This is a genomic window from Saccharopolyspora gregorii, from assembly GCF_024734405.1.
Taxonomy (GTDB): Bacteria; Actinomycetota; Actinomycetes; order Mycobacteriales; family Pseudonocardiaceae; genus Saccharopolyspora_C; species Saccharopolyspora_C gregorii.
Genome location: NZ_CP059556.1, coordinates 2273018 through 2297881 on the forward strand (window position 1 = coordinate 2273018; position 24864 = coordinate 2297881).

Consider the following 24864-nt stretch of genomic DNA (forward strand, 5'->3'; position numbering starts at 1 on the left):
GACCCGTTCGGGGCACTAAGGTGTCTGCCCAAGGTCGAAAAAGAGTTGTCGAGCAGGAGCCTCGACGGGCCGCCCCGGGGGTGGGTGGCCGAGAATGGATAAGAGGGGTGTTCTCCTTGTCAGGGGCAAGCTCGTCCAACGCGGAATCGGACGACTTCTCGGTATCGGATGTGACGGTCACCGAGCCGGGCGTGATTCGCCGAGCCGTCGGTGCGGCCGCGATCGGCAACGTCACGGAGTGGTTCGACTTCGGCGTCTACTCCTACCTGGCCGTGAAGATCGAGAGCGTGTTCTTCGCCGGCCTCTCGCCGACGATGGGCACCATCGCCACGCTCGGCACCTTCGCCGCGGCGTTCCTGGTGCGGCCCTTCGGCGGGCTGTTCTTCGGGCCGCTCGGCGACCGGATCGGCAGGCAGAAGGTCCTGTCGCTGACCGTCATCATGATGGCGATCAGCACGTTCATCATCGGCATCCTGCCCGATTACCACGCCATCGGCGTCGCGGCGCCGATGCTGTTGTTGCTGGCCAGGCTGCTGCAGGGCTTCTCCACCGGTGGTGAGTACGGCGGCGCGATGGCGTTCATCGCGGAGTACGCGCCGGACCGCAAGCGCGGTTTCCTGTGCAGCTTCCTGGAGTTCGGCACGCTCACCGGCTACGCGCTGGGTGCCAGCTTCGCGACCGGTCTGGAGCTGCTGCTCAGCGAAGAGGACCTGCTGGCCTGGGGTTGGCGCATCCCGTTCCTGATCGCCGGTCCGATCGGCGGCATCGGGTTGTACCTCCGGATGAAGCTGGAGGAGACCCCGGCGTTCGCGAAGATCGCGGCGGAGTCCGAGGGGCGCGAGGGCAACCAGACGCTGGCGGAGTTCCGCAAGATCTTCGTCAACCACTGGCCGGCGATGCTGGTGTGCGGTGGCATCGTGCTGGTCTTCAACGTCACCAACTACGTGCTGACCAGCTACATGCCCACCTACCTCACCCAGACGCTGCCGGACAACGGGCACGCGGGCACGGACTCCACGACGTCCCAGGTGCTGCAGATCGTGGTGCTGCTGGTGTCGATGGTGCTGATCACGTTCATCGGGCGGCTCAGCGACAAGATCGGCCGCAAGCCGGTCATGTACACCGGGTGCGTGCTGCTGGTGGTGCTGGCCATCCCGTCGGTCATGCTGCTGAAGGCGGGCGGCACGTTCGCCACGTTCAGCGGCCTGATGCTGATGGGGTTGATGCTGCTGTGCTTCAACTCCACCTCGCCGTCGGTGCTGCCCGCGCTGTTCCCGACCGATATCCGCTACGGCGGGCTGTCGATCGCGTTCAACATCTCGGTGTCGCTGTTCGGCGGCACGACCGCGACGGTGATCGCGGCGCTGATCGCGCTCACCGGGAACCTGGACATCCCCGCCTACTACCTGATGGGTGCGGGTGTGATCGGTGCGGTCGCGGTGTACTTCGCGAAGGAGTCCGCGGGCAAGCGGCTGCCCGGTTCGCCGCCGGCCGCGGTGGACCACGAGGAAGCGAAGGTGCTGGTCGGCGCCAAGGACTGACCTCGGAACTGACCTCGGACGCGGAAGAGCCCCGTCGCCGTTCTCGGCAGCGGGGCTCTTCTGCGTTCGCGGACGGGGTTTCAGCGGGGGCCGGCCCGCAGGACCGAGCGGGTCCACGCGGTGATCGCCCCGGCGATGGCGAACAGTCCGACGGCTTCGACCGACAGCGCGACGATGATGTGGCTCATCCGAGTCTCCTGTGACAACGCGACGTGATTCTTGTCCGGGGGAACGTCGCTGGAGGCTGATCAAGGCTCCGAACCGGCCTCTCGTTGCCACTGCTTGACCTTCTCCCGCCCGGTGAATCGCCACACCGGAGCTGTGTATTTCACGTGGCCTCGAAGTCGTTCTGTGATGTGCGGCACAGAACGACATGCGCTCCGACCTGCGGTTCTCCGGAACCTTGACCGCGGCTCCGCCGTGCTCGTACGGTTATGCCGTCACAGACAGGTCGTGCCGTGCGGCGGCACAGATCGGCGGGCAACGATGACGTTCGCGCTGGAGAACCTGACCGTGCTCGACCTGACCCAGGTCATGGCCGGGCCCTACTGCTGCCAACTGCTCGGCGACCTCGGCGCCGACGTGATCAAGGTCGAACCGGTCGGCGGCGGCGACGCCACCCGCCAGGCCACCGGGCACCGGCTGCCCCGCGGCACCAGCGCCGCCTTCCTCGCGGTGAACCGGAACAAGCGCAGCATCGCGCTCGACCTCAAGACCGATGCCGGGCTCGACACCTTCTACCGGCTGGTCCGGGACGCCGACGTCGTGGTGGAGAGCTTCCGGCCCGGCGTCGCCGCCCGGCTCGGCGTGGACTACCCGGCGCTGCGCGAGCGCAACGAGCGGATCGTGCACGCCTCCCTGTCCGGATTCGGGCAGACCGGGCCGTACGCGGGGCGCCCCGGCTACGACCTCATCGCCCAGGCCATGAGCGGGATCATGAGCGTCACCGGCGAACCCGGCGGCCCACCCACCAAGTCCGGGGTGCCCGTCGCCGACCTGTCCGCCGGGCTGTTCTGCGCCGTCGGCATCCTCAGCGCCTGCCTGTCCCGGGCCGCCACCGGGCGCGGGCAGGCCGTGGACACCTCGCTGTACGACGCGGCCCTCGCCTTGTCGATCTGGGAGACCTCCGAGTTGTGGGCCACCGGCGAGGCACCTGGCAGGCTCGGCTCCGCGCACCGGGTCAACGCGCCCTACGAGGCGCTGCCGACCCGCGACGGGCACCTCACCGTCGGCGCCAACAACGAACGGCTGTGGCAGCGGCTCTGCACCGTGCTCGACCGGCCCGAACTGCCCGCCGACGAGCGGTTCGCCACCAACACCGACCGGGTCCGCCACCGCGCCGAGCTCGCCGCCGAACTCGCGACGACCCTGCGCACCAGGGACACCGAGGAGTGGACCGGGCTGCTGCTGGCGGCGGGGGTGCCCGCCGGACCCATCCGGGACTACGCGCAGTCCTGCGCCGACCCGCACACCCTCGCCCGCGAGATGGTCGTCGAGGTCGACCATCCCGACGAAGGCCCGGTCCGCGCGCTCGGCGTCCCGGTGAAGCTCAGCGGCACCCCCGGGCGGATCCGCAGGCCCGCGCCCGCGCTCGGCGAGCACACCGACGAACTGCTACGCGCCACCGGCCGCACCGACGAGGAGATCCGCGCCCTGCGGGCCGACGGAGCCGTCGCATGAGCGGGCGGGTGCGCGTCGAGATCGACGGCGCCGTCGCCACCGCCACCTTCGACCGGCCCGAAGCCCGCAACGCCATGACCTGGCGGATGTACGACGAGCTCGCCGCGTTCTGCGCGCGCGTCGCCGCCGAACCGCAGGTGCGGGTCGCGGTGCTGCGCGGCGCCGGGGGCGAGGCGTTCGTCGCGGGCACCGACATCGGCCAGTTCCGGGACTTCGACGGCGCCGCCGCCGGGCACGACTACGAGCGGCGGGTGGAAGCCGTGCTGGACGCGGTGGAGCGGATCCCCGTGCCGACGATCGCCGTCGTCGACGGCTACGCCACCGGCGGCGGACTCACCATCGCCGCGGCTTGCGACCTGCGGATCTGCTCGGAGCGGGCGAAGTTCGGGATGCCCATCGCGCGCACCGTCGGCAACTGCCTGTCGATGCGCAACCACGCGCTGCTGGTCTCGCTGATCGGCGCGGGGCGCACGATGCACCTGATCTGCACGGCCGGTTTCCTCGACGCCGAGGCGGCCGAACGCGCCGGGCTGGCCTCCGAGGTGCTCCCGGAATCCCGGGTCGACGCGCGGGTCGCGGAGCTGTGCGAGCGGATCGCCGGGCACGCGCCGCTGACCATGCGCGCCGGCAAGGAGGCGGTGCGCAGGCTGCGGGAGCACGCGCTGCCACCGGGGGACGACCTGGTGGAGTCCTGCTACGGCAGCGCGGACTTCCAGGAGGGCGTGCGCGCGTTCACCGAGAAGCGCCGCCCGCAGTGGCTCGGCCGGTGATGCCGTATGGGCGGCTCAGCCGGGCAGGACCGCGGGGCGGTGGCCCAGCGTGGCGCTCACCCGGGCGGCGGCCTCGGCTACCAGCGCGCCGTAGCGTTCCCGCAGCTCCGGGGTGATGCGGCCGGCCGGTGCGGAGATCGACAGGCCCGCGACCGGCTCCCCGGTGTCGTCGAAGATCGGCGCGGCGACCGCGGCGATGTCGGCGCGCCACTCGCCGGTGTTCGCGGCGTAGCCGAGCTCGGCGACCCGGTCGAGCTCCGCGAAGAACTCCGCCCAGTCCACGATCGTGTTGTCGGTGTAGCGGACCAGTTCCTCGCCGAGGATGGGGCGCACCGCTTCCCGGGGCATCGCCGCCAGCATCGCCTTGCCGTTCGACGAACCGTGCAGCGGCACCGTGCTGCCCAGCGGCACCACCGCGCGGATCGGGTGCTCGGTCTCGACCCGCTCGATGAGCACCGCGTGGTCGCCCTCGCGGACCATCAGGTGCGCCGTCTCGCCGGTCTCCCGGCGCAGCTCGTGCATGACGGCCGCCGCCGCGTCCCGCACGCCGATGTCGGCGATGGCGCGCTGGCCCACCTGGAAGGCGCGGGTGGTGAGCACCCAGCGGGTGACGTCCGCGCCGTCCGGGCAGATCCAGCCCGCCGTCCACATCGTCCGCAGCGCCCGCTGCACGGTGCTCTTCGGCATCCGCAGCCTGCGGGCGAGGTCGCCGACCCCGGCCGGCTGGGTGTGCGCGACCTCTTCGAGCACCCGGAAAGCGGAGAGCACGGTGCGCATTCCTTCGCTCATCCCGGAAGCCTAACCGGTCCGCCGCGCCGATCCGGTGCTCGCCGCGGCCGGCGCTCACAGCCACCCCGGCAGCACGAACAGCGCGCAGGACACCACCGGCCCGACCGCGATCATGCTCAGGCCCCAGACCATCAGCCGCCGGAACACGCCCTCGCGCAGCTCCGGCGGAGCGCCCGCCACGACCAGCGCACCGCTGGTGGAGAACGGCGAGGAGTCCACGACGGACGCCGACACCGTCAGCGCGATGATCATGCCGATGGCGCCGACCTGTCCGGTGAGCAGGAACGGCACCGCGAGCGGGATGAGCGCGCCGAGGATCCCGGTGGTGGAGGCGAACGCGGACACCGCCGCGCCGATCAGGCAGATCACGAACGCCGCCAGCAGCGGAACGCCGATCCCGGCCACGCCGTCGCCGAGGAACTCGATGGTGCCGATCCGCTCCATCATGCTCACGTAGGTCACCACGCCGCAGATCAGCAGCACCGTCGGCCACGCGACCTCGGCGACGCAGGACTTCGCGGTGCCCGGGTGCAGCACGCACAGCACGGTCGCGATGCTCAGCGCCAGCAGGCCCACGTCGAATTCGAGGGCGAGGGCGCCGACGGCGAGGACGAGCAATCCGGCGAGCGTGAGGATTCGTTGCGCATCGAGCCGAACCGTGGTCCCGGTGGTCCCGCCGTTGGACAATTCCGCGGATTCTGGTTCGGCTGTTCGGCCGAGGAGTTCGCGTCCGCCGAAGAGGAAGAACACGACGACGCTCAGCGCCAGGTTGAACGCGAATTGGCTCGCCCACAGCAGCAGCGGATTTCCCGGGAGTCCGCTGCGTTCGACGACTCCGTTGGTGATTCCGCCGAAGATGCTGATCGGGGAGAACCCGCCCGCGGTGGCGCCGTTGATGATGAGCAGCCCCATCAGCATCGGGTTGATCCGGTACCGCGCGGCGAAGTTCAGCCCGATCGGAGCCATGATCGCGACCGCGCCGGGCACCACCGCGCCCACCATCGTCAGCAGGCTCGTGACCAGGAACATCACCCACGGAACGAGGGCGATGCGGCCGCGTACGGCGCGGACTCCGGCGTGGATCATCCAGTCGACGGTGCCGTTCGCCTTGGCGATGGCGAACAGCATGGTGACCCCGACGAGGACCGCGAAGAGGTCTCCGGGGAATCCGCCGAACAGCTCGTCGGCGCTGTCGCCGACCAGGAACGTGCCGATGAGGAATGTTCCGAGAAATGCCACGGCTCCCATGTTCACCGAGCGCAGCGTGGCGAGGAGGAATATGAGGACGAGCCCGATGATGGACCAGATCTGTACGGACATGGTGCTCCTGGATTCGAGGCGGTCGTCGGCTCGGGAAGGGAGCGGAATTCATTTCCGTGATGCGAGATCAACGTCTCGTGCCGGGGAAGTATGACCCCGCGCACATTTCACGGTCAAGGCTTCTGAATAGAACACGGGAGATTCCGATGGCGCAGCCGATCGGCCGGCACTTCCTGCACGTTCCCGGCCCCACCAACGTTCCGGACCGCGTTCTGCGGGCCATGTCCGCACCCACCATCGACCACCGCGGCCCCGAGTTCGCCGCCCTCGCCGCGGAGGTGCTGGCGGGGTTGCGGCCGCTGTTCGGCACCACCGGCCCGGTGGTGGTCCACCCGTCCTCGGGCACCGGGGCGTGGGAGGCGGCGCTGGTGAACACGCTCAGCCCCGGCGACCGGGTGCTGGCCTTCGAGACCGGGCACTTCGCCGCGCTGTGGCGGGAGATGGCGGAGAAGCTCGGCCTGCGCGTCGACTTCGTGCCCGGCGACTGGCGGCACGGGATCGACCCGGAGGTGGTGCGGGAGCGGCTGGCCGCCGACCCGGACGGCGAGATCCGGGCGGTGTGCGCGGTGCACAACGAGACCTCCACCGGCGTGACCAGCCGGATCGCCGAGGTGCGGCGGGCGCTCGACGCGGTGGGGCATCCGGCGCTGCTGCTGGTGGACACCATCTCCTCGCTGGGCTCGGTGGACTACCGGCACGACGAGTGGGGCGTGGACGTGACGATCGCCTGCTCGCAGAAGGGGTTGATGCTGCCGCCGGGGCTCGGCTTCAACGCGATCAGCGCGAAGGCGCTGCGCGCCACCGAATCGGCGCGGCTGCCGCGGTCCTACTGGGACTGGCGGCCGCAGCTGGCGGCGAACGAGCGCGGGTTCTTCCCGAGCACTCCGGCGACGAACCTGCTGTTCGGCCTCCGCGAAGCGCTGGCGCTGCTCGACGAGGAGGGCTTGCCCGCGGTGTTCCGGCGGCACCTGCGGCACGCGGCGGCGACGCGGGCGGCGGTGCGCGGCTGGGGGCTGGAGGTGCTGTGCCTGGACGAGCGGGAGCACTCCCCGGCGCTGACCGCGGTGCTGCTGCCCGACGGGCACGACGCCGACGAGTTCCGGCGGGTGGTGCTGGAGCGGTGCAACACCTCGCTGGGCGCGGGGCTGGGCAAGCTCGCGGGGCGCCTGTTCCGCATCGGCCACCTGGGACACCTCAACGACGTGGGCCTGGCCGCGGCGTTGTCCGGGGTGCAGCTGGGGCTGGCCGCGGCGGGCGTCCCGTTCGACGAGCGCGGCATCACCGCCGCGCTGGCCGAGCTCGGGGAGGCGTGATGGGTGACCTGGAACGGCGGTTGCGGGCGGACCTGGCCGGTGAGGTGGAGTTCGACGACTACACGCGGCACCTGTACTCCCGCGACGCCAGCATGTATTCGATCACCCCGCTGGGCGTGGTGTTCCCGCGCGAAGCGGCGGACGTGGCGGCGACGGTGGCGGCGGCCGCCGAGCACGGCGTGCCGGTGGTGCCGCGCGGCGCGGGGACCAGCCTCGCCGGGCAGACGGTGGGGCCGGGCATCGTGCTCGACTTCTCCCGCCACCTGCACCGGATCGTGGAGCTGGACCCGGAGGCGCGCCTCGCGCGGGTGCAGCCGGGCGTGGTGCAGGACCAGCTGAACCGGGCCGCCGCCCCGCACGGGCTGATGTTCGGGCCGGACACCTCCACCAGCAACCGCGCCACGCTCGGCGGGATGATCGGCAACAACTCGGCGGGCAGCGGTTCGGTGCGCCACGGCATGACGATCGACCACGTGCGGGAGCTCTCGGTGGTGCTCGCCGACGCCTCCACCACCCGGTTCGGCCCGGTCGACGAAGCGGAGCGGCTGCGGCGCGCGGCGGGTTCCGGACTGGAGGCGCGGCTGCACCGGGAGCTGCCCGGACTCGTCGCCGACGGCGCGATCACCGACGGCTTCCCGGACTTCTGGCGGCGCGCGGGCGGGTACCGGCTGGACCGGCTGGCCGCGCCGGGACCGTTCGACCTCGCCGAGTTCGTGGTCGGTTCGGAGGGCACGCTGGTGATCGCCACCGAGGCGGTGGTGGGCCTGGTGCCGAAACCGCGCCGCACGGTGATCGCCGTCGGGCACTTCACCTCCACGCAGGCCGCGATCGCCGCCACCGGCGACGCGCTGTCCTGCGACCCGTCCGGGGTGGAGCTGATGGACCGCACGATCCTGGACCTGTCCCGGCAGCGCATCGAGTACGCATCGCTGGGCACCATCCTCGAAGGCGACCCGGATGCGCTGCTGTTCGTCAGCTTCACCGGCGACGACGAGGACGAGCTGGTGGGCAGGCTGCGGCGGCTCGGCGCGCTGTGGCGCAGGCACGGGCACGGCTACCACACGCTGGAGGCGGTCACCCCGGCCCAGCAGGAGTCGCTGCTGAAGGTCCGCAAGTCCAGCCTCGGCCTGCTGATGGCCGCGGGCGAGGGCACCCGGCGGCCGCTGGCGTTCGTGGAGGACACCGCCGTGGATCCGGAGCACTTGCCGGAGTACACCGCGAAGTTCGCGAAGATCCTCGACCGGCACGGCCTGACCGCCGGGTTCTACGGGCACTGCTCGGTGGGCTGCCTGCACATCCGGCCGTTCGTCGACCTCGCCGAACCCGCCCAGGTGGCGACGATGCGCGCGGTCGCCGAGGAGGTGAAGTCGCTGGTCGCCGAGTACGGCGGGGTGAACTCCAGCGAGCACGGCGACGGGCTGGCCCGCAGCGAGTTCAACCGCGAGCTGTTCGGGGAGGAGCTGTACGCGGCGATGTGCCGGGTGAAGCACCTGTTCGACCCGGCGGGCACCCTCAACCCCGGCAAGATCGTCGAGGCGCCGCCGATGACCGAGCACCTGCGCGACGCCGAGCAGCCGGTGCCGGGCCCGTTCCGCACCAGGTTGTCCTTCGAGGTCGTCGGCGGCATGCGCGGCGCCGCCGACCGGTGCATGAACATCGGCCTGTGCCGCAAGAGCGCCACCGGCGTGATGTGCCCGTCGTACATGGCCACCACCCGCGAGCAGGACGCCACCCGCGGCCGGGCGAACGCCCTGGTGAAGGCGCTGTCCGAGCCGGATCCGAAGCGGGCGCTGGGCGACGAGCGGCTGCACGAGGTGCTGGACCTGTGCCTGATGTGCAAGGCGTGCAAGAGCGAGTGCCCGCTGGGCGTGGACATGGCGAAGCTCAAGAGCGAGACCCTGTCGCACCACCACGACCTGCACGGCGTGCCGCTGCGCTCGCGGGTGTTCGGCGCGATCCGGGCGTTGAACCGGCTGGGGGCGGCGACGGCGCCGCTGTCGAACCTGCCGGGACGGATCCCGCTGCTGCGCAGGCTGGCCCGGCGCGCGCTGGGCATCACCGAGCACCGGCCGCTGCCGCGGTTCCAGCGCCGCCACCTCGCCTCCTGGTTCCGGGGTCGCGGTGCGGCGGGTCCGGCGCCGCGCGGACCGGTGCTGTTCCTGGCGGACTCGTTCACCACGTTCACCGAGCCGGGCATCGGCCGGGCGGCGGTGGAGCTGCTGGAGCGCGCGGGCTACGAGGTGCGGCTGGTGAACCGGGGCTGCTGCGGACGCTCCAGCCTGTCGAAGGGGCTGGTGGACGACGCGAAGGCGAAGGCCCGCGACCTCGTCGCCCGGCTGTCCACTTCGGACGCGCCGATCGTCGGGTGCGAACCGTCCTGCGTGCTGACGCTGCGGGACGAGTCGCTGTCGCTGCTGCCGGACGACCCGGCGGCCCGCGACGTCGCCGGCCGGGTGCGCCAGCTGGAGGAACTGCTGTCGGAGGCGATCGACGCGGGCGACCTGGAGCTCTCCGCCGACACCTGGCCCGCGGGACGGCGGGTGCTGTTCCACGGGCACTGCCACCAGAAGGCCGAGGTCGGCACCGCCGCCACCGTCGGCCTGCTGCGCCGCATCCCCGGCGCCGAGGTGGCGGAGCTCGACGCCGGGTGCTGCGGCATGGCGGGCTCGTTCGGCTTCGAGGCCGAGCACTACGAGCTGTCGATGGCGATCGGTTCCGACCGGTTGTTCCCCGCGGTGCGCGCCGAACCGGGCACCACGCTCATCGCCGCGACCGGGGTGTCCTGCCGCCAGCAGATCGCGCACGGCACCCCGCGCGCCGCGCACCACCCGCTGGAACTGGTCCGCGCCGCGCTCGCCGGCCGCTAGGCTGATCGAGTGATCGACCGGCGTTCCGGGCCGTCCGGCGGATGTGCCTGGAAGGCTGGTCGAGCGGACGTGTCGAGCTGGTCGGAGGAGTGGCCGTGGTGATCGAAGGAGCCGGAAGGTGAACGGGGACGTCCTCGACCCCGACGCCGCCCGCGAACGCCTCGCCGCCTGGCGGCAGCGCGCCGAGCAGGTCGCGGCCAACACGCAGGCGATGAGCGAGCGGATCGGCGAGATCCGGGTGACCGCGGGCGATCCGCAGGGCCTGGCGCAGGTCACCGTCGACTCCACCGGGTCGATGGTGGACCTGCGCCTGACCGACGAGATCAAGCGCAAGTCCCCGGACGTCGTGTCCCGGGCCGTGCTCGCCGCGCTGGCCGCCGCGCGCAACCAGGCCGCGGACCGGTCGCAGGAGATCGTCACCGACACCCTCGGCGCCGATTCCGCGGCCGGGCAGGAGATCGCGCAGCGCCTCGGCGACCGGCTGCGCAGCGGACCGGACCCGGCCGAACCCGCCGAGCGGCCCGCCCGGCCGCCGCGCGACGAGTACGACGACTACGACGTGACGAAGGACTTCCGGAGCTGACCATGGCGGACGGGTTCGGTGTTGAAGCCGACCAGCTGCGGGCGCACGCGCAGAAGGTCGAGGCGCTCCAGGCGCGGTTCGGCGCGGTGAAGTCGGCGAGCGCGAACATCGCGCAGGACGACCAGGCCTACGGCGTGCTGTGCTCGTGGATCCCCGGCGTGCTGGAAGGCCGGCACACCAAGCAGGACGAGCTGCTCGCGTTCGTGGAGGAGAACTTGGCGCAGGCCGCGCAGGCGCTGCGCGCGACCGCGGAGGACTACGACCGCCGCGAAGTCGAAGCGGGCGAGGGCTTCGAGGCCGCCGGAGGTGGCCTGTGAGCGACGATTCGCTGGTCGCCCCGGTCGAATCGACGCAGAAGGCGTGGACCGGGGCCGGGACGGCCGACAGCATCGAGGGCCTGGTCACCTCGATCCAGAGCGGCGACTGGACCAGCGGGGTGCTGTCGGGCGTCGGAGTCGGGCTGGAGGTCGCCTCCGCCGTGCTCGACCCGTTCGGCACCTTGCTGTCCAACGGCTTGGGCTGGGCGATGGAGCACTTCGAGCCCCTGCGGGAAATGCTCGACGAACTCACCGGCATGCCCGACGTCGTCACCTCGCACGCGAACACGTGGACGAACATGGCCGCGGAACTGGCGTCGATGTCCGAAGACCTGAAGGCGGACCTGGAACGCGACCTGCCCGGCTGGGAAGGGGAGGCCGCCGACGCCTACCGCGAGATGATGGGCGCGAACGTGGACGCGATCGGCGGTCTCGGCGCCACGTCCGCCGCGATGGCCGCCGCGACCGAGGGCGCCGGCGGCCTGGTGCAGATGACCCGCGACATGGTGCGGGACCTGATCGCGGACCTGGTGGCGCGGGTCATCGTGTGGGCGGCCGAGGCGATCTTCGTCGTGACCATCCCGGTCGTGGCCGCGCAGATCGCGTCCGCCGTGGTCAAGTGGGTCGGGAAGATCACCGGCTACATCGGCGACCTGATCGACAGCCTCACCAACCTCACCAAGCTCATCGACGGCTGACCGGGATTCGCACCGGACCTACGTTAAGGCGGGATTGTGGCCAGGAGACCTCGCGGTGGGAACGGCGATGGTGGTGGTGATGCGCCGAGCAGGCCGTCGCAGCGGCACGGGAACATCGACGCGAGCAGCAGCGTCTCCGGCGCGCAGGACAGCATCCGGCAGACGGCGCAGGCCGGACGGCCCGGTGGGGGTTCGGGCCCGGCGTCGACGTCGAGCACGAGCGCGCCGCCCACCTCGGGCCGCCCGACCGGGCCGGAGCTCGGCGGATCCGACGTCGACTCGCCGAACGGCACGTCCCCGGCGGGCCGCAACGGCGCCCCGGACGACTCGTCGATCAACGGCAACAACCGCGGCGCCGACCGGGAACGGGTTCCCGCGGACCAGAAGAACACCTGCGGCGACCCGATCGACATCGCCAGCGGCGACATGGTGCTCGCGCAGACCGACGTGGAGCTGGCGGGCGTGCTGCCGCTGGTGCTGCACCGGACGCACCTGTCGTCGTACCGGGTGGGGCGGCACTTCGGCCCGAGCTGGTCGTCCACGCTGGACCAGCGCTTGGAGGTCGAGGGGAACGAGGTGTCGTTCGCCGCCGACGACGGCACGCTGCTGTTCTACCCGCTGCCCGCCGACGATTCGCCGGTGCTGCCGCGCACCGGCCCGCGCCGCGCGTTGACCCGCACCGCGGACGGCTTCACGATCACCGATGTCGAGCAGGGCCGCACGCTGCACTTCGGCGTCGGCCTCGGGCGCGCGGTGCTGCCGCTGCTGGCGATCACCGACCGCAACGGGCACCGCATCGACGTCGACCGGGACGCGGCCGGAACTCCGCTGGAGATCCGCCACAGCGGCGGCTACCGCATCCGGGTCGACTCCGAGGACGGCCTGATCACCGCGCTGCACCTGCGGGAGGCGGCTGACGGCGACGACCTCCAGCTGGTGCGCTACGGCTACACCGGCCGCAGGCTCACCGAGATCACCAACGCCTCCGGCGTGCCGCTGACGTTCACCTACGACGACGCGGGCCGGATCACGAGCTGGACCGACCGCAACGGCGCCTGGTACCGCTACGGCTACGACCACGAGGGCCGGGTCGTGCAGGCCGACGGTTCCGGCGGCTTCTTCAGCGGCACGATGTCCTACGAGGACGGGGTGACCCGCTGGACGAACTCGCTGGGGCAGCAGACCACCTACCACCTCAACGAACGCGGCCAGACGCTCCGCGAGATCAATCCCGCCGGCCACGAGGTCCGCTCCGAGTGGGACGAGTTCGACCGGCTGCTGTCCCGGACCGATCCGCTCGGACGCACCGTGCGCTACGAGTACGACGAGGTCGGCAACCTGCTGGCCGCGACCCGCCCCGACGGTTCGCAGACCCGCTTCGAGTACAACGAGCTGCGGCTGCCGACCACGGTGATCGCCCCGGACGGCACCGTGTCCCGCCGCGAGTACGACGAGCGCGGAAACCTCACGCGGGTGCTGGACCCGATGGGCGCGGTGACGACCTACGCCTACGACGAGCACGGCCACCTCACCGCGATCACCGACGCGCTGGGCGGGGTGCGGCGCGTTGAAACGGACGCGGCCGGGCTGCCGCTCTCGATCATCGATGCCGCGGGGGCGACGACCCGGTACGAGCGGGACGGCTTCGGCCGCGCGTCGGCCGTGGTCGATCCGCTCGGCGGCACGACCCGGTTCGGCTGGACCGTCGACGGCAAACCCGCGTGGCGCACCCTGCCGGACGGCGCCACGGAGCGCTGGATCTACGACGGTGAGGGCAACCTCCGCACCCACGTCGACGCGCTCGGCCAAGCCACCCACACCGAGGTCACCCACTTCGACCTGCCCTCGGCGGAGGTGCGTCCCGACGGCACTCGCCTGGAGTTCGGCTACGACACCGAACTGCGGCTGACCAGCGTCACCAACGAGCAGGGGCTCGTCTGGCGCTACGACTACGACGAGGCCGGGAACCTCGTGCGCGAGACCGACTTCAACGGCCGCCAGGTCGCCTACCGGCACGACGCGGCCGGGCAGCTGCTGGAACGCACCAACGGCGTCGGCGAGACCACCACGTTCGTGCGCAACGTCCTCGGCGACGTCATCGAACGCCGCACCCCCGGCGCCACGACCACGTTCACCTACGACCTGGCCGGGCGCCTCGCCGAGGCGATGGACGGCGACACCCAGATCCGCTTCCAGCGCGACGCGACTGGGCGGGTGCTCGCGGAGAGCGTCAACGGCCGCACCGTGCACTCCGCCTACGACGCCCTCGGCCGGCGGGTGCGGCGGAGGACGCCGTCCGGGGCGGAGAGCGCGTGGGAGTTCAACGCCGCCCACCAGCCCACCGCGCTGCACGCGGGCGGCCGGACGCTGCGCTTCGACTACGACGCCGCCGGGCACGAGACCTCCCGCGCGCTCGGCGCGAACGCCGTGCTCACCCAGGACTGGGACGCCAACCACCAGCTGCTGTCGCAGCACATCACCGGAGCCACCGGGCACCAGGTCCAGCAGCGCTCCTACCGCTACCGGGCCGACGGCCTGCTCACCGGCGTCAACGACACCCTCACCGGCCCCCGCACCTTCGAGCTGGACCGCGCGGGCCGCGTCACCGCCGTGCAGGCCGGCGGCTGGACCGAGCGCTACACCTACGACGCCGCCGGGAACGTCACCGACGCGGCGTGGCCGGTGCCCGCGGGTTCGCCGGACGCCGATGCCGTCGGCGATCGCGAGTACTCCGGCACCCTGGTGCGCCGAGCGGGTGCGGTGCGCTACGAGCACGACGACCAGGGCCGCATGATCCTCCGCCAGCGCAGGCGGCTGTCGCACAAACCCGACACCTGGCGGTACTTCTGGGACGCCGACGACCGGCTGACCGGAGTGCTCACCCCCGACGGCTCCCGCTGGCGCTACCGCTACGACCCGCTGGGCCGCCGCGTCGCCAAGCAACGCCTCGGGCCCGGCGACCGGGTGCTGGAGCAGGTCGACTTCACCTGGGACGGGGTGGTGTTGGCCGAGCAGGCGCACAGCGGTGGTGTGCCCGGCGGTCCTCGGTTCGCCGACCTGCACGTGACGGTCTGGGACTACGAGCCCGGCACGTTCCGCCCGCTGGCCCAGCGCGAACGGGCGCCGCTGCGCCACGCGCCGCAGCAGTGGGTGGACCAGCAGTTCTACTCGATCATCACGGACCTGGTCGGTTCACCCGCGGAGCTGATCAACGATCAGGGTGGAGTGGCGTGGTTCCACCGGACGACGTTGTGGGGCAACACCCTCGACCACAGCCGCACCGGCGCCTACACGCCCTTGCGCTTCCCGGGCCAGTACGCCGACCCGGAAACCGGCCTCAACTACAACTTCCACCGCCACTACGACCCGAGCACGGGGCGGTACGGCAGTGGGGACCCGCTGGGGTTGGCGGCGGGGCCTAGGCCCCACGGTTATGTATTCAATCCTCAGGCCCTCGTTGACCCCTTGGGGTTGACGGCGGAGGATTCTACTAGGTGGGTTGACCCAAACACGATTAACTTTTCCCAGCGCACCATTTCCGGCAATGACTACGCTGAACTGATGCGGCAGAATAAGTGGGATTGGAATCGGTCTGATGCTGCGCTGCATGTGCTTGAGGTGGACGGGCAGCTGGTAACGTATGACAATCGAAGGCTTGATGCTGCTCGTGAGGTGGGCACTCCACTTGTTCCAGTGCAGCAGGTCAACCCCAATGCTCCTCATCCTGACAGCAGTAAGGGGATGACTTGGCAAGAAAAGTTTGAGCAGCGATTCAACGATCGAAGAAACAAGAAGGCTGGTGGCGTGGTTCCTGACACGGGCCTTCGGGAAAGGCCAGCGAAGCCGGGGTGTAACAAGTGACCAAGATTCAAGATCTGTGGAACCAGTGGATGCTTCCGATTAGAGATGGCATCTATGGTGCCAGTGGTGAAAGCTTCGCTGCAAGGTTGAGCTTCTCGGGGGGTTCGAAAGTTGAGGTGCTGGAGGAGTTTAGTCTCGATGAGATGATGGAGAACGACCCCGAGGAGGTGACCTCTATCGATATTACCAATAAGGTGGAGTGGTCTGGGGCGTACTTCTTCGCGGGGGAAGGGTCGTACGGGTCGGAAGGATTTTTCGGGCGAGAAACATCCGATGGTGAACTGATGTGGGTTGCCTATTTTGAAGAAGGTAATCCATTTCGGGATATCGAAGTTCGCGACGGCGTGGTCGGGTTTACCTCGACCGCGGGTTTTACGGTATACGCCGATGCTGATTCGGTCAGATTTCGTCCCGTGTCCGTTGATGAAGGGTCGGCCTGATGAAGTTCGGGCGGCCCGACCTGTCGGTCGATGTGCAGGGGTGATCGTGGGACACCGCTGCCACGCACCTGGTGCAGCGGTGTTCGGTGGGTGGGTTGTTGAGGAGGCGGCGGTGTACCGGGCCGGTGAGGAAGCGGCCGCAGGCGCAGGGGATTCGGAACGTTTCGTAGTGCGCGGGCACCAGGTGCCATCCGGTTTCCAGGACCGAGGTCATCCACGTGCAGCCCGCTACCGGGTGGTGGTCGGGGAGCGGGACGACTGATCCGCACCGGTCATGAACCGGCATCGCCGTCGCTCCGGGCGAGGGCGGCGAGCGCCTCGTGGATTCGTTCGCACTTGGTCGCGTCCACGGCGGCCCGGTACGGCTGGCGGCAGTAGTAGCAGGTGCGGATCGTCCGTTCCAGCGGTGTCCAGTCGGACGTCTCCGCCGCGTCCGCGCGGTGTTCGATCATTGATTCGGGTGGGTCGTGACGCTGCATTGCTCAGCCCCCTGCTCGGTCAGGTGAATCCGCGACGCCACTTCCGCTGCGACCGGGCCGTTGCCGAATCCGCTGGTAGCTTCGCTCCGTTTTGGTAATGGCGATCTTCGTAGGAGCATGGTGATCGCCTCAACCGAGTTGCCGGCTGCGCAGCGGGTGAACGTCGGGCGAGCGCCGTGCGGACGAGAACCGGGGAGTGAGCAGGTGGCAGCGACTCCGAAAGCACGTGCGCTGGGCATCGCCGTGCGCAAGATCCGCAACGAACGCCAGGTGACGTTGCGCGAGTTAGGGGAGCGGATCGGACGCCACTCCGGCGAGATCTCGCGCTGGGAGAACGGGGAGCGCCCGTTCACCCCGGAGCGGGTTGCGCAGATCCTCGGGGCGTTGGACGTCAACGGGACGCGGTTCCAGGAGATCGTGTCGCTGGCTTACGAGACGAAGAATCCGCCGTGGGTGGCGACGGCGTTGCCCGAGCGGGAGCAGCAGCTGTCGGCTTTGATCGACTTCGAACAGGCCGCGACCCGGATCACTGCGGTGTCTCCGTTGTTGGTGCCGGGTCTGTTGCAGGACACGGGCTACATCCGGGCGATCATGGGCGCGGGCGGAGTGCCGTCGAGCGAGGTGTCCGCGCGGGTGGCGCTGCGGCTGGGGCGCCGCGAAGTCCTCACCCGCACGGATCCGGTGGCCATGCGGGCTTTCCTCGGCGAGGCGGTGCTGCACCAGATCGTCGGCGACGCCGGGACCATGGCGGCGCAGCTGCGGCATCTCGTCGACAGCGCACGGCGTCCGAACGTCGAGCTGCGCGTGGTTCCGTTCCGCAGCGGCTGGCAACCGGCGCTGGAAGGCGCGTTCACACTGCTCGAATCGGAGGTGTCCACGCCGATCGTGCAGTTGGAGAACCGCCGTTCCACCTTGTTCCTGCACGAGGACGACGACATCAGGGCGTACCGTCAGGCCGTTGACCACCTGGACGACATCGCCCTCGGTGCGGCGGAAACGAGCAGGGCCATGACCCGACGGATCCAGAGTCTGGAGCGAATGTGATGAGTGAGCAGCGGCGTTGGTTGAAGTCCAGCCGGAGTCAGAACGGTTCGGACTGTGTTGAGGTGTCGGCGGATCTTCGTCGGGTGCGGGATTCGAAGGACCCGGCGGGGCCGTTCTTACAGGTCGACGTGCCCGCGTTCACGGAGGCGGTCAAGCGAGGTCGCTTCGACCGGCGGTGACCAGGGGCGAGCGCCCGGAACCGACCGCGGGTTCCGGGCGCACCGCCTCAGTCCTCGCCCGACTTCCACGGGAACACGTAGGACATTGCGAACCCGAGCAGTCCGGTGACTCCGGCCGCGATGGTCGTCGGCGCGCCCAGCACGTCGACCGCGCCGGACACCAGCGCGGCGTTCCCGACGACGATGCCGACGGCCTGGGCGAGCACCAGCGCGACACCGAGCACCAGGAACACGACGAGGCAGACCTTGAACACCGGCATGCTGATCCGCTGCGCTAGCACGTGGGCGGTGCGGGGCTGGTGGGATTCGGTCGACATGGTTTCCCTTTCGCTCATGCGGGAACGGGGAGCAGGCCGGTCGCGACGAGCACGCCGATGGCCAGGACGGGCAGCACGAACCAGAGGATGAGCCGCAGGAACGTGCGGGACGGGTCGACGCCTGCGATGCCGGTGGCGATGTAGATCGGCGCGGCACCGGGCGGCGACGCCCCCTCGGTCGAGGCGAAGATGAGGACGGCGGTGGCCGCGGCGGCCGGGGGTGCTCCGGCGGCGGTCAGAGCGCTGAAGGCGACGCCGCCGACCGCGGCGATGGTGGCGGTGCCGGTCAGCGGTGCCGCGATCACCACCAGCAGCAGCCCGACGACCGAGGCGACGATCCACAGTGGAGCCTCGAACCCTTCCATGATCGCGGTGAGCTGCTCGACCAGTCCCAGCTCGCCCAGGCTGGCCGACGCCGCGAAGGCGAACAGCAGGGTGGCGCCGATGACGGCGTAGCGCGAAGCCATGTTCCCGAGGTGCGCGCTCCACTCGCGTCCCGTGCGGGGCAACCGCCGCCACGCCACGAGCAGCGTCGCGAGGATGGTGAGCACCGGGATCCACACGATCACGCTGATGTCGCCCGCCGCGTCGCCGACGCGGGATTCCAGGAACCGCACGCCGAAGTCGAGCGTCAGCACGACCGGGATCGCGATGCCCGCGTACACCAGCAGCGAGCTGAACCCCTCCTTCAACGCGATCCGCAACGGCGCGATGTCCTCCCCGGAGATCTTCTCGATCCGGAACCGGCGGACCCAGATGAACACCACGACGAACCGGTACAGCACCGTCCACAGCCCACCGGCGAACGCCGCGACGATGAGCTGGTCCGCGCTGAGCACCGGCGCCACCGCCGCCGAGCCCAGCAGCAGGAACATCGACGAGCTCGGCGGGATGGAGATCCCCAGCCCGGCGTTGCCCGCCACCAGCGACGCCGCCAGGTCGGGCCGCCAGCGCGACCGGATCATCCACGGGATCGTCACCGATCCGACGGAGGCGGCGATACCGGAGCCGGAGCCGGCGGGGCCGCCGAGCAGGGCCGCCGCCGAGGTCGACACGTACGCGGAACCTCCCCGGAGCCTGCCGAACACGGAGTTGAGCAACGTGACCTGCCGGTCGATGAGGCCGAGCTCGGTCATCAGGTAGCCCATGAACACGAACGCCAGCGCGGCGAACACGACCTCCTCGGAGAGCGCTTCGTCCAGCCCCGCGCGAGCGAGTTCCAGCGCGTCACCGCCGCCGAACAGGCACACGGCGACGAATCCGACGAGCATCGCTTCGCCGATGTTGCGCTTCAGGACGGTGTTCCAGACGACGATGATCGCGATGTAGGTGATGAGTGCCCACACTGCTACGCCCACGACGAGCTCCTTCGAACCGTTGCGGGTCACCGGGACGGTGAGCTGATCGGACGGGCGCGTCGTCGGGACCTGCGACGGCGGCGCCGGACTTCGGTGGCCGGCTCCGGCTTCTCAGCCGCGTTCGCCGAGCCGGTCCGCCAGCGCGAGGACGCTGCGGGCCTTGGCGATGACGGGCGCGTCGACGAACCGGCCGTCGGGCAGCGCCAGCGCGCCCTCGCCGCCGTGGTGCTCGGCCGCCGCGACGACCTCACCGGCACGGGCGACCTCCTCGGGCGTCGGCCGGAACGCGTCCCGGATGACGGAGACCTGGCGGGGGTGGATGGCGGAACGCCCGAACATGCCGAGGGATCTGCCGTGCGCGCAGGACGCCCGCAGCCCCGCCTCGTCGTGGACGTCCGCGTGCACCGACATCGCCACCGGGGGCAGGCCGGCCGCCGCGGCGGCCAGCACCAGCTGGAGCCGGAGGTGGTCGAAGGCGCGTTCGTCGGTGATGGACAGCTCCGCCGCGAGGTCCTGCTCGCCCAGCCCGACCCCGGCGACCCTGGGGTGCGCGCAGATCGCCGCCGCGTCGGCGAGGCCGCGCGCGGATTCCAGCAGCGCCTGCACCGGTGTCGGCCGGGTGCCGAAGGCCTCGTCGACGACGGCGAGGTCCCGGGCGCCGTGGATCTTCGGGACCCGCACCGCGTCCAGGCCCGGGCACTCGGCGAGCGCGGCGAGGTCCGCGCGACCGCGTTCCGTGGCGGGATCGTTGATCCGCACGTGCAGCTCCGGACCCGGCCTGCGCTCGGCCAGGTGCGCGCGGACGTGCTCGCGCGCGACGTCCTTGTGTTCCGCGCCGACCGCGTCCTCCAGGTCGAGGATCACCACGTCGGCGCCGCTGGCCGCGGCCTTGCCGAACCGCTCCGGACGATCGCCGGGCACGTAGAGGGAGCACACCGGCGGCGTCATGCCACGACCCCGCTCTCCCGCAGCTCGGCGATCCGCTCGGGCGAGTAGGACAGTTCGGCGAGCACGTCGTCGGTGTGCTTGCCCAGCGGTGGGCCGAGCCAGCGCACTTCGCCGGGCGTGTCGGACAGCCGGAACAGCACGTTCTGCACGGTGGTGGCGCCGAGTTCCTCGTCGTCGAGCTCGACGAAGGTCTCCAGCGCCGCGTACTGCGGGTCCTGCGCGATGTCGGAGACGTCGTAGACGAGCGCGATCGCCGCTTGGGCCTGCTCGAACGCGTCGATCACCTCGCCCGCGTCCCGTTCGGCGATCCAGGTGGCGACGGCGGAGTCCAGCTCGTCGACGTGCTCCACCCGCCCGCGTCCGTGCTGGAACCACGGTTGTTCCGCCAGGTCCGGCCGCCCGACCAGGTGCATGACGCGTTCGGCGATGGCCTGCGCGCTGGTGGAGACCGCGACCCAGCGGCCGTCGCGGGTGCGGTAGGTGTTGCGCGGAGCGTTGCTGCTGGATCGGTTGCCGGTCCGCGGCGGGATGGTGCCGAGCATCTTGTACGCGGTCATCTGCGGGCCGAGGATGCTCACGATCGGCTCGATGATGGCCATGTCGATGACCTGGCCGTGCCCGGTCTCGTCCCTGGCCCGCAGCGCCACCATGATCGCGTAGGCCATGGCGAGCCCCGCGATGCCGTCGGCCATCGCCAGCGGCGGCAGCACCGGTGGCCCGTCCGGTTCACCGGTGGACGCGGCGAACCCGCTCATCGCCTCGGCGAGCGTGCCGAAGCCGGGCTGCCGCGACATCGGGCCGTGCTGGCCGAACCCGGTCATCCGGGCGACCACCAGCCGCGGGTTGATCGCTCGGAGGTCGTCGGGGGAGAGCCCCCACCGTTCGAGGGTTCCGGGCCGGAAGTTCTCGACGAGCACGTCGGCGTCGGCGCAGAGCTCGCGGATGATCCGCTGGCCCTCGGGGGTGGAGAGGTTCACGGCGGCGGTCCGCTTGCCGCGCGCCAGGGTCTTCCACCAGAGGCCGACGCCGTCGGCGGAAGCTCCGTGGCCGCGCGCCGGGTCACCGCGGGTCGGGTGCTCGATCTTGTCGGGAGTTCTACGACGTGCGGGCCGTCGTCGAAGGCCTCGGCGCCAAGCTCGCCGCCGAGCGGATCACCGCCGACCAGCTCGACGAGCTCCGCCGGATCCACCGCTCGATGGTCGAGGACGCCGAGCGGGGCGGCCACGAGCTGCTGGGCGAGCAGAGCCGCCGGTTCCACCTGCTGATCACCGACATCGGCGGCCCGGCGTTCCTCGGCAGGCAGGCCCGCGCCATCCGCAACAGCTACCCGGTGCCGGCGAACGCCTCGCTGTGGCTGGAACCGGAACGCGCGCGCGGCCACCTCGACGCGCACCGGCGGATCATCGACGCGCTGGCGGCCCAGGACGGCGCGACCGCCGAGCGGATCATGATCGAACACGTCCGGTTCAGCGGCGGCTACCGGGCGGACCGCCAGGGCTGACCCGGCGCCCGGAGCGGTGAACGTTCGGCCGGGGCCGGGTGGCCGATCGGCCGAGGCCCGCGGCCGGTCCGCTCCGGCAGGCTGAGCCGCCGAGGGGCCGGGAACCGCGCGGCCCGCCGTCCGCTGGAGGAGTCCCCGTCGTGCTGCGCAAGAGCTTCCGCACCGCCCTCGTCGTGCTCCTGGCCGGAGCGCTGCTGGTGGTGCTGGCGGTGGTCCTCATCGGACCGTCGTCGATCTCCTTGCAGGAGGAGGTCCTGCACGAGGAGCGGTCCCAGGACTCCGGGATGACCTACGTGTACGGCGGCGAGCACTACTCCAGCGACCTGCGGCTGTTGCGGGTCGTGCGCCCGACCGGGGTGGCGCACGAACTGCGCCTCGGGCCGCACGTCACGGACTACTACTACCCGGTGCTGCTCGAACTCGGCGCGGGCCGGGAACCGCGGGTCCGCGACGTCGGCTGGCTACCGGACCGGGTGGTGGTGCGCTTCGAATCGGGCGAGTCCCTGGAGGTGCCCGCCGACAACTTCCGCAGCGTGCGCTAGGAACCCGCCGCGGCGAGGAAGTCGCGGACCGACCGGGACGCCTCCGCGCGGAACTCGTCGAAGTAGGCGTGCCGGGCGCCGGGCAGCACGTGCAGCGCGGCGTGCGGGATGCGCTGCGCCAGCAGTTCCGCGTTGACGACCGGGGCCAGCAGGTCCTCGTCGCCGTGCAGGACGAGGGTGGGCGCCTGGATCTCGGGGAGCCGGTCCCACGCGTCGTGCCGCGCGCTCATCCGCAGGTGCCGTCGCGCGGCGGCGGCCGTCATGGTCGGGTCGCCGAGCACGGTGCTGTCCTCCGGGGAACCCGTCCACGCGCCGGTGTACATCAGCTCGAACAGCGCGCGCCGCCGCTGCGCCGGGTCCGGGTTCAGCAGCGAGCGCCGCACCTGCTGGTCGCGCTCGACCGCGTGCTCGCCGCCGGGCGTGGTGCAGCCGAGCACCAGCCGGTCCACCAGCTCGGGCCGGTCGATGGCGAGCCACTGCGCGATCCGGCCGCCCATCGACGTGCCGTACACGTGCGCGCGGGCGACCCCGGCGGCGCGCAGCACCTCGGCGGCGTCGGCGGCGAACGAGCGGGTCGTCCAGTCCGCATCGGGTGCGGCGGTATCCCCGGTTCCCCGGTAGTCGACGGTGATCGTCCGGTAGGTGTCCTCGAAGTCGGTGCGCACCTCGTTCCACCACCGCTGCGAGTTCGCCTGGCCCTGCAGCAGGAGCAGCGCCGGTCCGCCGGGGTTCCCGGCGAGCCGGTAGTGCAGGCGGGCGTCGGCGAAGTCGAGTTCGGGCATGCCCGCAGTATCGTCCTCGGTTCGGCCGAAGCCGACGGTGGCCTCGCGTGCACGACGTCCGGGGCGCCGCGCACCGCGAGCCGCCGGGACCCCTGGCGCGGCGGCGGAGTGCGGAAGTGCCCGATTGCGCGCGACTTCCCGGGTTCTTCGCGCCGCTGCAGCAGGCGTCTTCCGGGCCGGGTTCGGTGATCGGGCCGCTACCCGCGCACGTGCTCGTCGAGGCCGGGCAGCGCCGTTGCTCCTGCCCAGCCCGGGGACGCGGGCGGCGGTGAGGTCAGGCTTCGATCCAGTTGTGCCTGCGCGCGATGTCGGTCACCTTGCGGCGCACCTGGACGATCTGCGCGGCGGTGAGGGTGGGGGCGGCTTCCAGCAGCGCCTCGGTGAGTTCGGTGCGGAACTCGGGCACGGACAGCACGTCGCACAGCCCGTCGTCCTCCTGCTCGCGGCGCGGCGCGCGGGATTCCGCGTCGGCCGCCGGTTCGAGCAGCCGCACCTGCGAGGCCTTCAGGCCGCGATCGCCCGCTTCGATGGCGAACTCGACGCGGGCGCCCGGCCGGAACTGCTGCTTGGAGTCCTGGATGTCGTTCGCGTGCACGAAGACGTCCTCGCCGCCGTCGTCGGGCGCGAGGAAGCCGTAGCCGCGATCGTCGTCGAACCGGACGACCTTGCCGTTCACCATCGAGTGGACCCCCGGGAGTCGAGTGCTGAGCGGAGCTGGTGCGGCTCGCATAGTAGTGACGGCGACGCGAGCGGCCGGAACCGGCTCCGCCGATCGGCCGCCGCGGATGGTTCTCGCGGCAGACGCGGGACCACATCAGTCCACAGTAGACTTGCTGGGACGGGCCCTGCTCGATGGAGATCAGCATTGCTGATTCGATATCAGGGCTCGCGATCGCGCGGGCGGCGCGGACGGAACTGCCGCGGAGGTGACATCATGACGCGGGTGAGCAGCCGAGCAGAGCGATCCGGTGCGGCCGACGGGGCCGACGCCGCGATCCCGCGTCCACCGTTGACGTTGTACCTGGTCAAGCGCCTCGAACTGGTGATCCGGGCGCTGCTGGACGACGTGCTGCGCCCGCTCGGGCTCACCACGCTGCAGTACACCGCGCTGACCGTGCTGCAGAACCGGGGCGCGCTGTCCTCGGCGCAGCTGGCGCGCCGCTCGTTCCTGCGGCCGCAGACGATGCACGAAATGGTGCTGACGCTGGAGAAGCGCGGCCTGATCACGCGCGGTCCGGACGTGCACAACAAGCGGGTGCTGCTGGCCTCGCTCACCGAAGCCGGCTCGGAGCTGCTGGCCGAGTGCGCGCCGGCCGTGCTGAAGCTGGAGGACGAGCTGCTCGCCGATCTCAGTCCCGGGCAGCGCGAAACGTTCCGCGAGGGCTTGGAGCACGGGATCACCGCGCTCGCGGCGGTGTCCGAGGTGCGCCGCGCCTAGGTGTGCCGCGGTCGGGTGCCGGAGGTTGCGCCGAGCGCTCCTCGTTCCGCGGGCCGACTAGTACGATTATCAGGAACCCTGAGCAACGAAGCGGACG

24 protein-coding genes are annotated in these 24864 nt (G+C 71.1%); 15 read left to right on the forward strand and 9 right to left on the reverse strand.

Features of this window, described 5'->3' with window-relative positions:
- Nucleotides 1-191 precede the first annotated feature (191 nt).
- The 3 genes from H1226_RS09745 (at nucleotide 192) to H1226_RS09755 (ending at nucleotide 3991) form a co-directional block, all read left to right on the forward strand.
- Complete coding sequence (locus H1226_RS09745) at nucleotides 192-1541, forward strand: MFS transporter (protein WP_258348577.1); 1350 nt, start codon at nucleotides 192-194, stop codon at nucleotides 1539-1541.
- Between the two features lie 486 nt (nucleotides 1542-2027).
- Nucleotides 2028-3221: a CaiB/BaiF CoA transferase family protein gene (locus H1226_RS09750; protein WP_258348579.1), complete on the forward strand. Its 1194-nt coding sequence runs from the start codon at nucleotides 2028-2030 to the stop codon at nucleotides 3219-3221.
- A complete protein-coding gene (locus H1226_RS09755) occupies nucleotides 3218-3991 on the forward strand; it encodes an enoyl-CoA hydratase/isomerase family protein (protein ID WP_258348582.1) in 774 nt (257 codons plus the stop codon). Before H1226_RS09750 ends, H1226_RS09755 begins: the two co-directional genes overlap by 4 nt.
- A gap of 15 nt (nucleotides 3992-4006) precedes the next feature.
- Here H1226_RS09755 and H1226_RS09760 read toward each other — a convergent pair whose 3' ends face one another.
- On the reverse strand, nucleotides 4007-4780 hold the full coding sequence (locus tag H1226_RS09760; protein ID WP_258348584.1) for an IclR family transcriptional regulator: 774 nt from the start codon (nucleotides 4778-4780) through the stop codon (nucleotides 4007-4009).
- A 54-nt stretch (nucleotides 4781-4834) separates the two neighbouring features.
- On the reverse strand, nucleotides 4835-6100 hold the full coding sequence (locus tag H1226_RS09765) for an SLC13 family permease (RefSeq protein ID WP_258348587.1): 1266 nt from the start codon (nucleotides 6098-6100) through the stop codon (nucleotides 4835-4837).
- 146 nt (nucleotides 6101-6246) lie between these two features.
- Between H1226_RS09765 and H1226_RS09770 the strand changes: the two genes are divergently transcribed.
- From H1226_RS09770 to H1226_RS09800, 7 genes are all read left to right on the forward strand, one after another.
- Nucleotides 6247-7413 (forward strand): pyridoxal-phosphate-dependent aminotransferase family protein, encoded by a 1167-nt coding sequence (locus H1226_RS09770; RefSeq protein ID WP_258348588.1) that lies wholly within the window; start codon nucleotides 6247-6249, stop codon nucleotides 7411-7413.
- Nucleotides 7413-10280: an FAD-binding and (Fe-S)-binding domain-containing protein gene (locus H1226_RS09775; protein WP_258348589.1), complete on the forward strand. Its 2868-nt coding sequence runs from the start codon at nucleotides 7413-7415 to the stop codon at nucleotides 10278-10280. The genes H1226_RS09770 and H1226_RS09775 overlap by 1 nt, the downstream gene beginning before the upstream one ends.
- A gap of 118 nt (nucleotides 10281-10398) precedes the next feature.
- The gene (locus H1226_RS09780) at nucleotides 10399-10863 is read left to right on the forward strand and encodes a YbaB/EbfC family nucleoid-associated protein (protein ID WP_224955514.1); all 465 of its coding nucleotides are present in this window, start codon (nucleotides 10399-10401) and stop codon (nucleotides 10861-10863) included.
- Between the two features lie 2 nt (nucleotides 10864-10865).
- The gene (locus tag H1226_RS09785; protein ID WP_224955515.1) at nucleotides 10866-11180 is read left to right on the forward strand and encodes a type VII secretion target; all 315 of its coding nucleotides are present in this window, start codon (nucleotides 10866-10868) and stop codon (nucleotides 11178-11180) included.
- A complete protein-coding gene (locus tag H1226_RS09790) occupies nucleotides 11177-11878 on the forward strand; it encodes a WXG100 family type VII secretion target (protein WP_258348591.1) in 702 nt (233 codons plus the stop codon). The genes H1226_RS09785 and H1226_RS09790 overlap by 4 nt, the downstream gene beginning before the upstream one ends.
- A 36-nt stretch (nucleotides 11879-11914) precedes the next feature.
- A complete protein-coding gene (locus H1226_RS09795) occupies nucleotides 11915-15739 on the forward strand; it encodes a DUF6531 domain-containing protein (protein WP_258348593.1) in 3825 nt (1274 codons plus the stop codon).
- Complete coding sequence (locus tag H1226_RS09800; RefSeq protein ID WP_258348594.1) at nucleotides 15736-16179, forward strand: hypothetical protein; 444 nt, start codon at nucleotides 15736-15738, stop codon at nucleotides 16177-16179. The genes H1226_RS09795 and H1226_RS09800 overlap by 4 nt, the downstream gene beginning before the upstream one ends.
- A 272-nt stretch (nucleotides 16180-16451) precedes the next feature.
- Here the strand turns inward: H1226_RS09800 and H1226_RS09805 are convergent, their stop codons facing one another.
- Complete coding sequence (locus tag H1226_RS09805; protein ID WP_184478454.1) at nucleotides 16452-16631, reverse strand: hypothetical protein; 180 nt, start codon at nucleotides 16629-16631, stop codon at nucleotides 16452-16454.
- Between the two features lie 231 nt (nucleotides 16632-16862).
- Here H1226_RS09805 and H1226_RS09810 point away from each other — a divergent pair, with 231 nt between their 5' ends.
- Nucleotides 16863-17702, forward strand: coding sequence for a helix-turn-helix domain-containing protein (locus H1226_RS09810; protein ID WP_258348595.1), 840 nt, complete (start codon nucleotides 16863-16865; stop codon nucleotides 17700-17702).
- On the forward strand, nucleotides 17702-17881 hold the full coding sequence (locus H1226_RS09815) for a DUF397 domain-containing protein (RefSeq protein ID WP_258348596.1): 180 nt from the start codon (nucleotides 17702-17704) through the stop codon (nucleotides 17879-17881). The genes H1226_RS09810 and H1226_RS09815 overlap by 1 nt, the downstream gene beginning before the upstream one ends.
- A 47-nt stretch (nucleotides 17882-17928) precedes the next feature.
- On the opposite strand, the gene H1226_RS09820 is transcribed toward H1226_RS09815, so the two are convergent.
- From H1226_RS09820 to H1226_RS09835, 4 genes are all read right to left on the reverse strand, one after another.
- Nucleotides 17929-18216, reverse strand: a complete 288-nt coding sequence (locus H1226_RS09820) for a hypothetical protein (RefSeq protein ID WP_258348597.1) — start codon at nucleotides 18214-18216, stop codon at nucleotides 17929-17931.
- Nucleotides 18213-19556, reverse strand: coding sequence for a TRAP transporter permease (locus H1226_RS09825; protein ID WP_258348598.1), 1344 nt, complete (start codon nucleotides 19554-19556; stop codon nucleotides 18213-18215). The genes H1226_RS09820 and H1226_RS09825 overlap by 4 nt, the downstream gene beginning before the upstream one ends.
- A gap of 111 nt (nucleotides 19557-19667) precedes the next feature.
- On the reverse strand, nucleotides 19668-20504 hold the full coding sequence (locus H1226_RS09830; RefSeq protein WP_258348599.1) for an HpcH/HpaI aldolase/citrate lyase family protein: 837 nt from the start codon (nucleotides 20502-20504) through the stop codon (nucleotides 19668-19670).
- Nucleotides 20501-21586 carry a CaiB/BaiF CoA transferase family protein gene (locus H1226_RS09835; RefSeq protein ID WP_258349383.1) on the reverse strand — a complete coding sequence of 362 codons (1086 nt, stop codon included), beginning with the start codon at nucleotides 21584-21586 and terminating at the stop codon, nucleotides 20501-20503. The genes H1226_RS09830 and H1226_RS09835 overlap by 4 nt, the downstream gene beginning before the upstream one ends.
- 20 nt (nucleotides 21587-21606) lie before the next feature.
- Here H1226_RS09835 and H1226_RS09840 point away from each other — a divergent pair, with 20 nt between their 5' ends.
- Nucleotides 21607-22005 carry a GntR family transcriptional regulator gene (locus H1226_RS09840; protein ID WP_258348600.1) on the forward strand — a complete coding sequence of 133 codons (399 nt, stop codon included), beginning with the start codon at nucleotides 21607-21609 and terminating at the stop codon, nucleotides 22003-22005.
- 140 nt (nucleotides 22006-22145) lie between these two features.
- Nucleotides 22146-22547 (forward strand): hypothetical protein, encoded by a 402-nt coding sequence (locus tag H1226_RS09845; protein ID WP_258348601.1) that lies wholly within the window; start codon nucleotides 22146-22148, stop codon nucleotides 22545-22547.
- Here the strand turns inward: H1226_RS09845 and H1226_RS09850 are convergent.
- Both H1226_RS09850 and H1226_RS09855 read right to left on the reverse strand, forming a co-directional pair.
- Nucleotides 22544-23329, reverse strand: coding sequence for an alpha/beta fold hydrolase (locus H1226_RS09850; protein WP_258348603.1), 786 nt, complete (start codon nucleotides 23327-23329; stop codon nucleotides 22544-22546). The genes H1226_RS09845 and H1226_RS09850 overlap by 4 nt on opposite strands.
- A gap of 274 nt (nucleotides 23330-23603) precedes the next feature.
- A complete protein-coding gene (locus tag H1226_RS09855; RefSeq protein ID WP_258348605.1) occupies nucleotides 23604-24008 on the reverse strand; it encodes a cold-shock protein in 405 nt (134 codons plus the stop codon).
- Between the two features lie 315 nt (nucleotides 24009-24323).
- Here H1226_RS09855 and H1226_RS09860 point away from each other — a divergent pair, with 315 nt between their 5' ends.
- Nucleotides 24324-24767 carry a MarR family winged helix-turn-helix transcriptional regulator gene (locus H1226_RS09860; RefSeq protein WP_258349384.1) on the forward strand — a complete coding sequence of 148 codons (444 nt, stop codon included), beginning with the start codon at nucleotides 24324-24326 and terminating at the stop codon, nucleotides 24765-24767.
- Nucleotides 24768-24864: the final 97 nt, after the last annotated feature.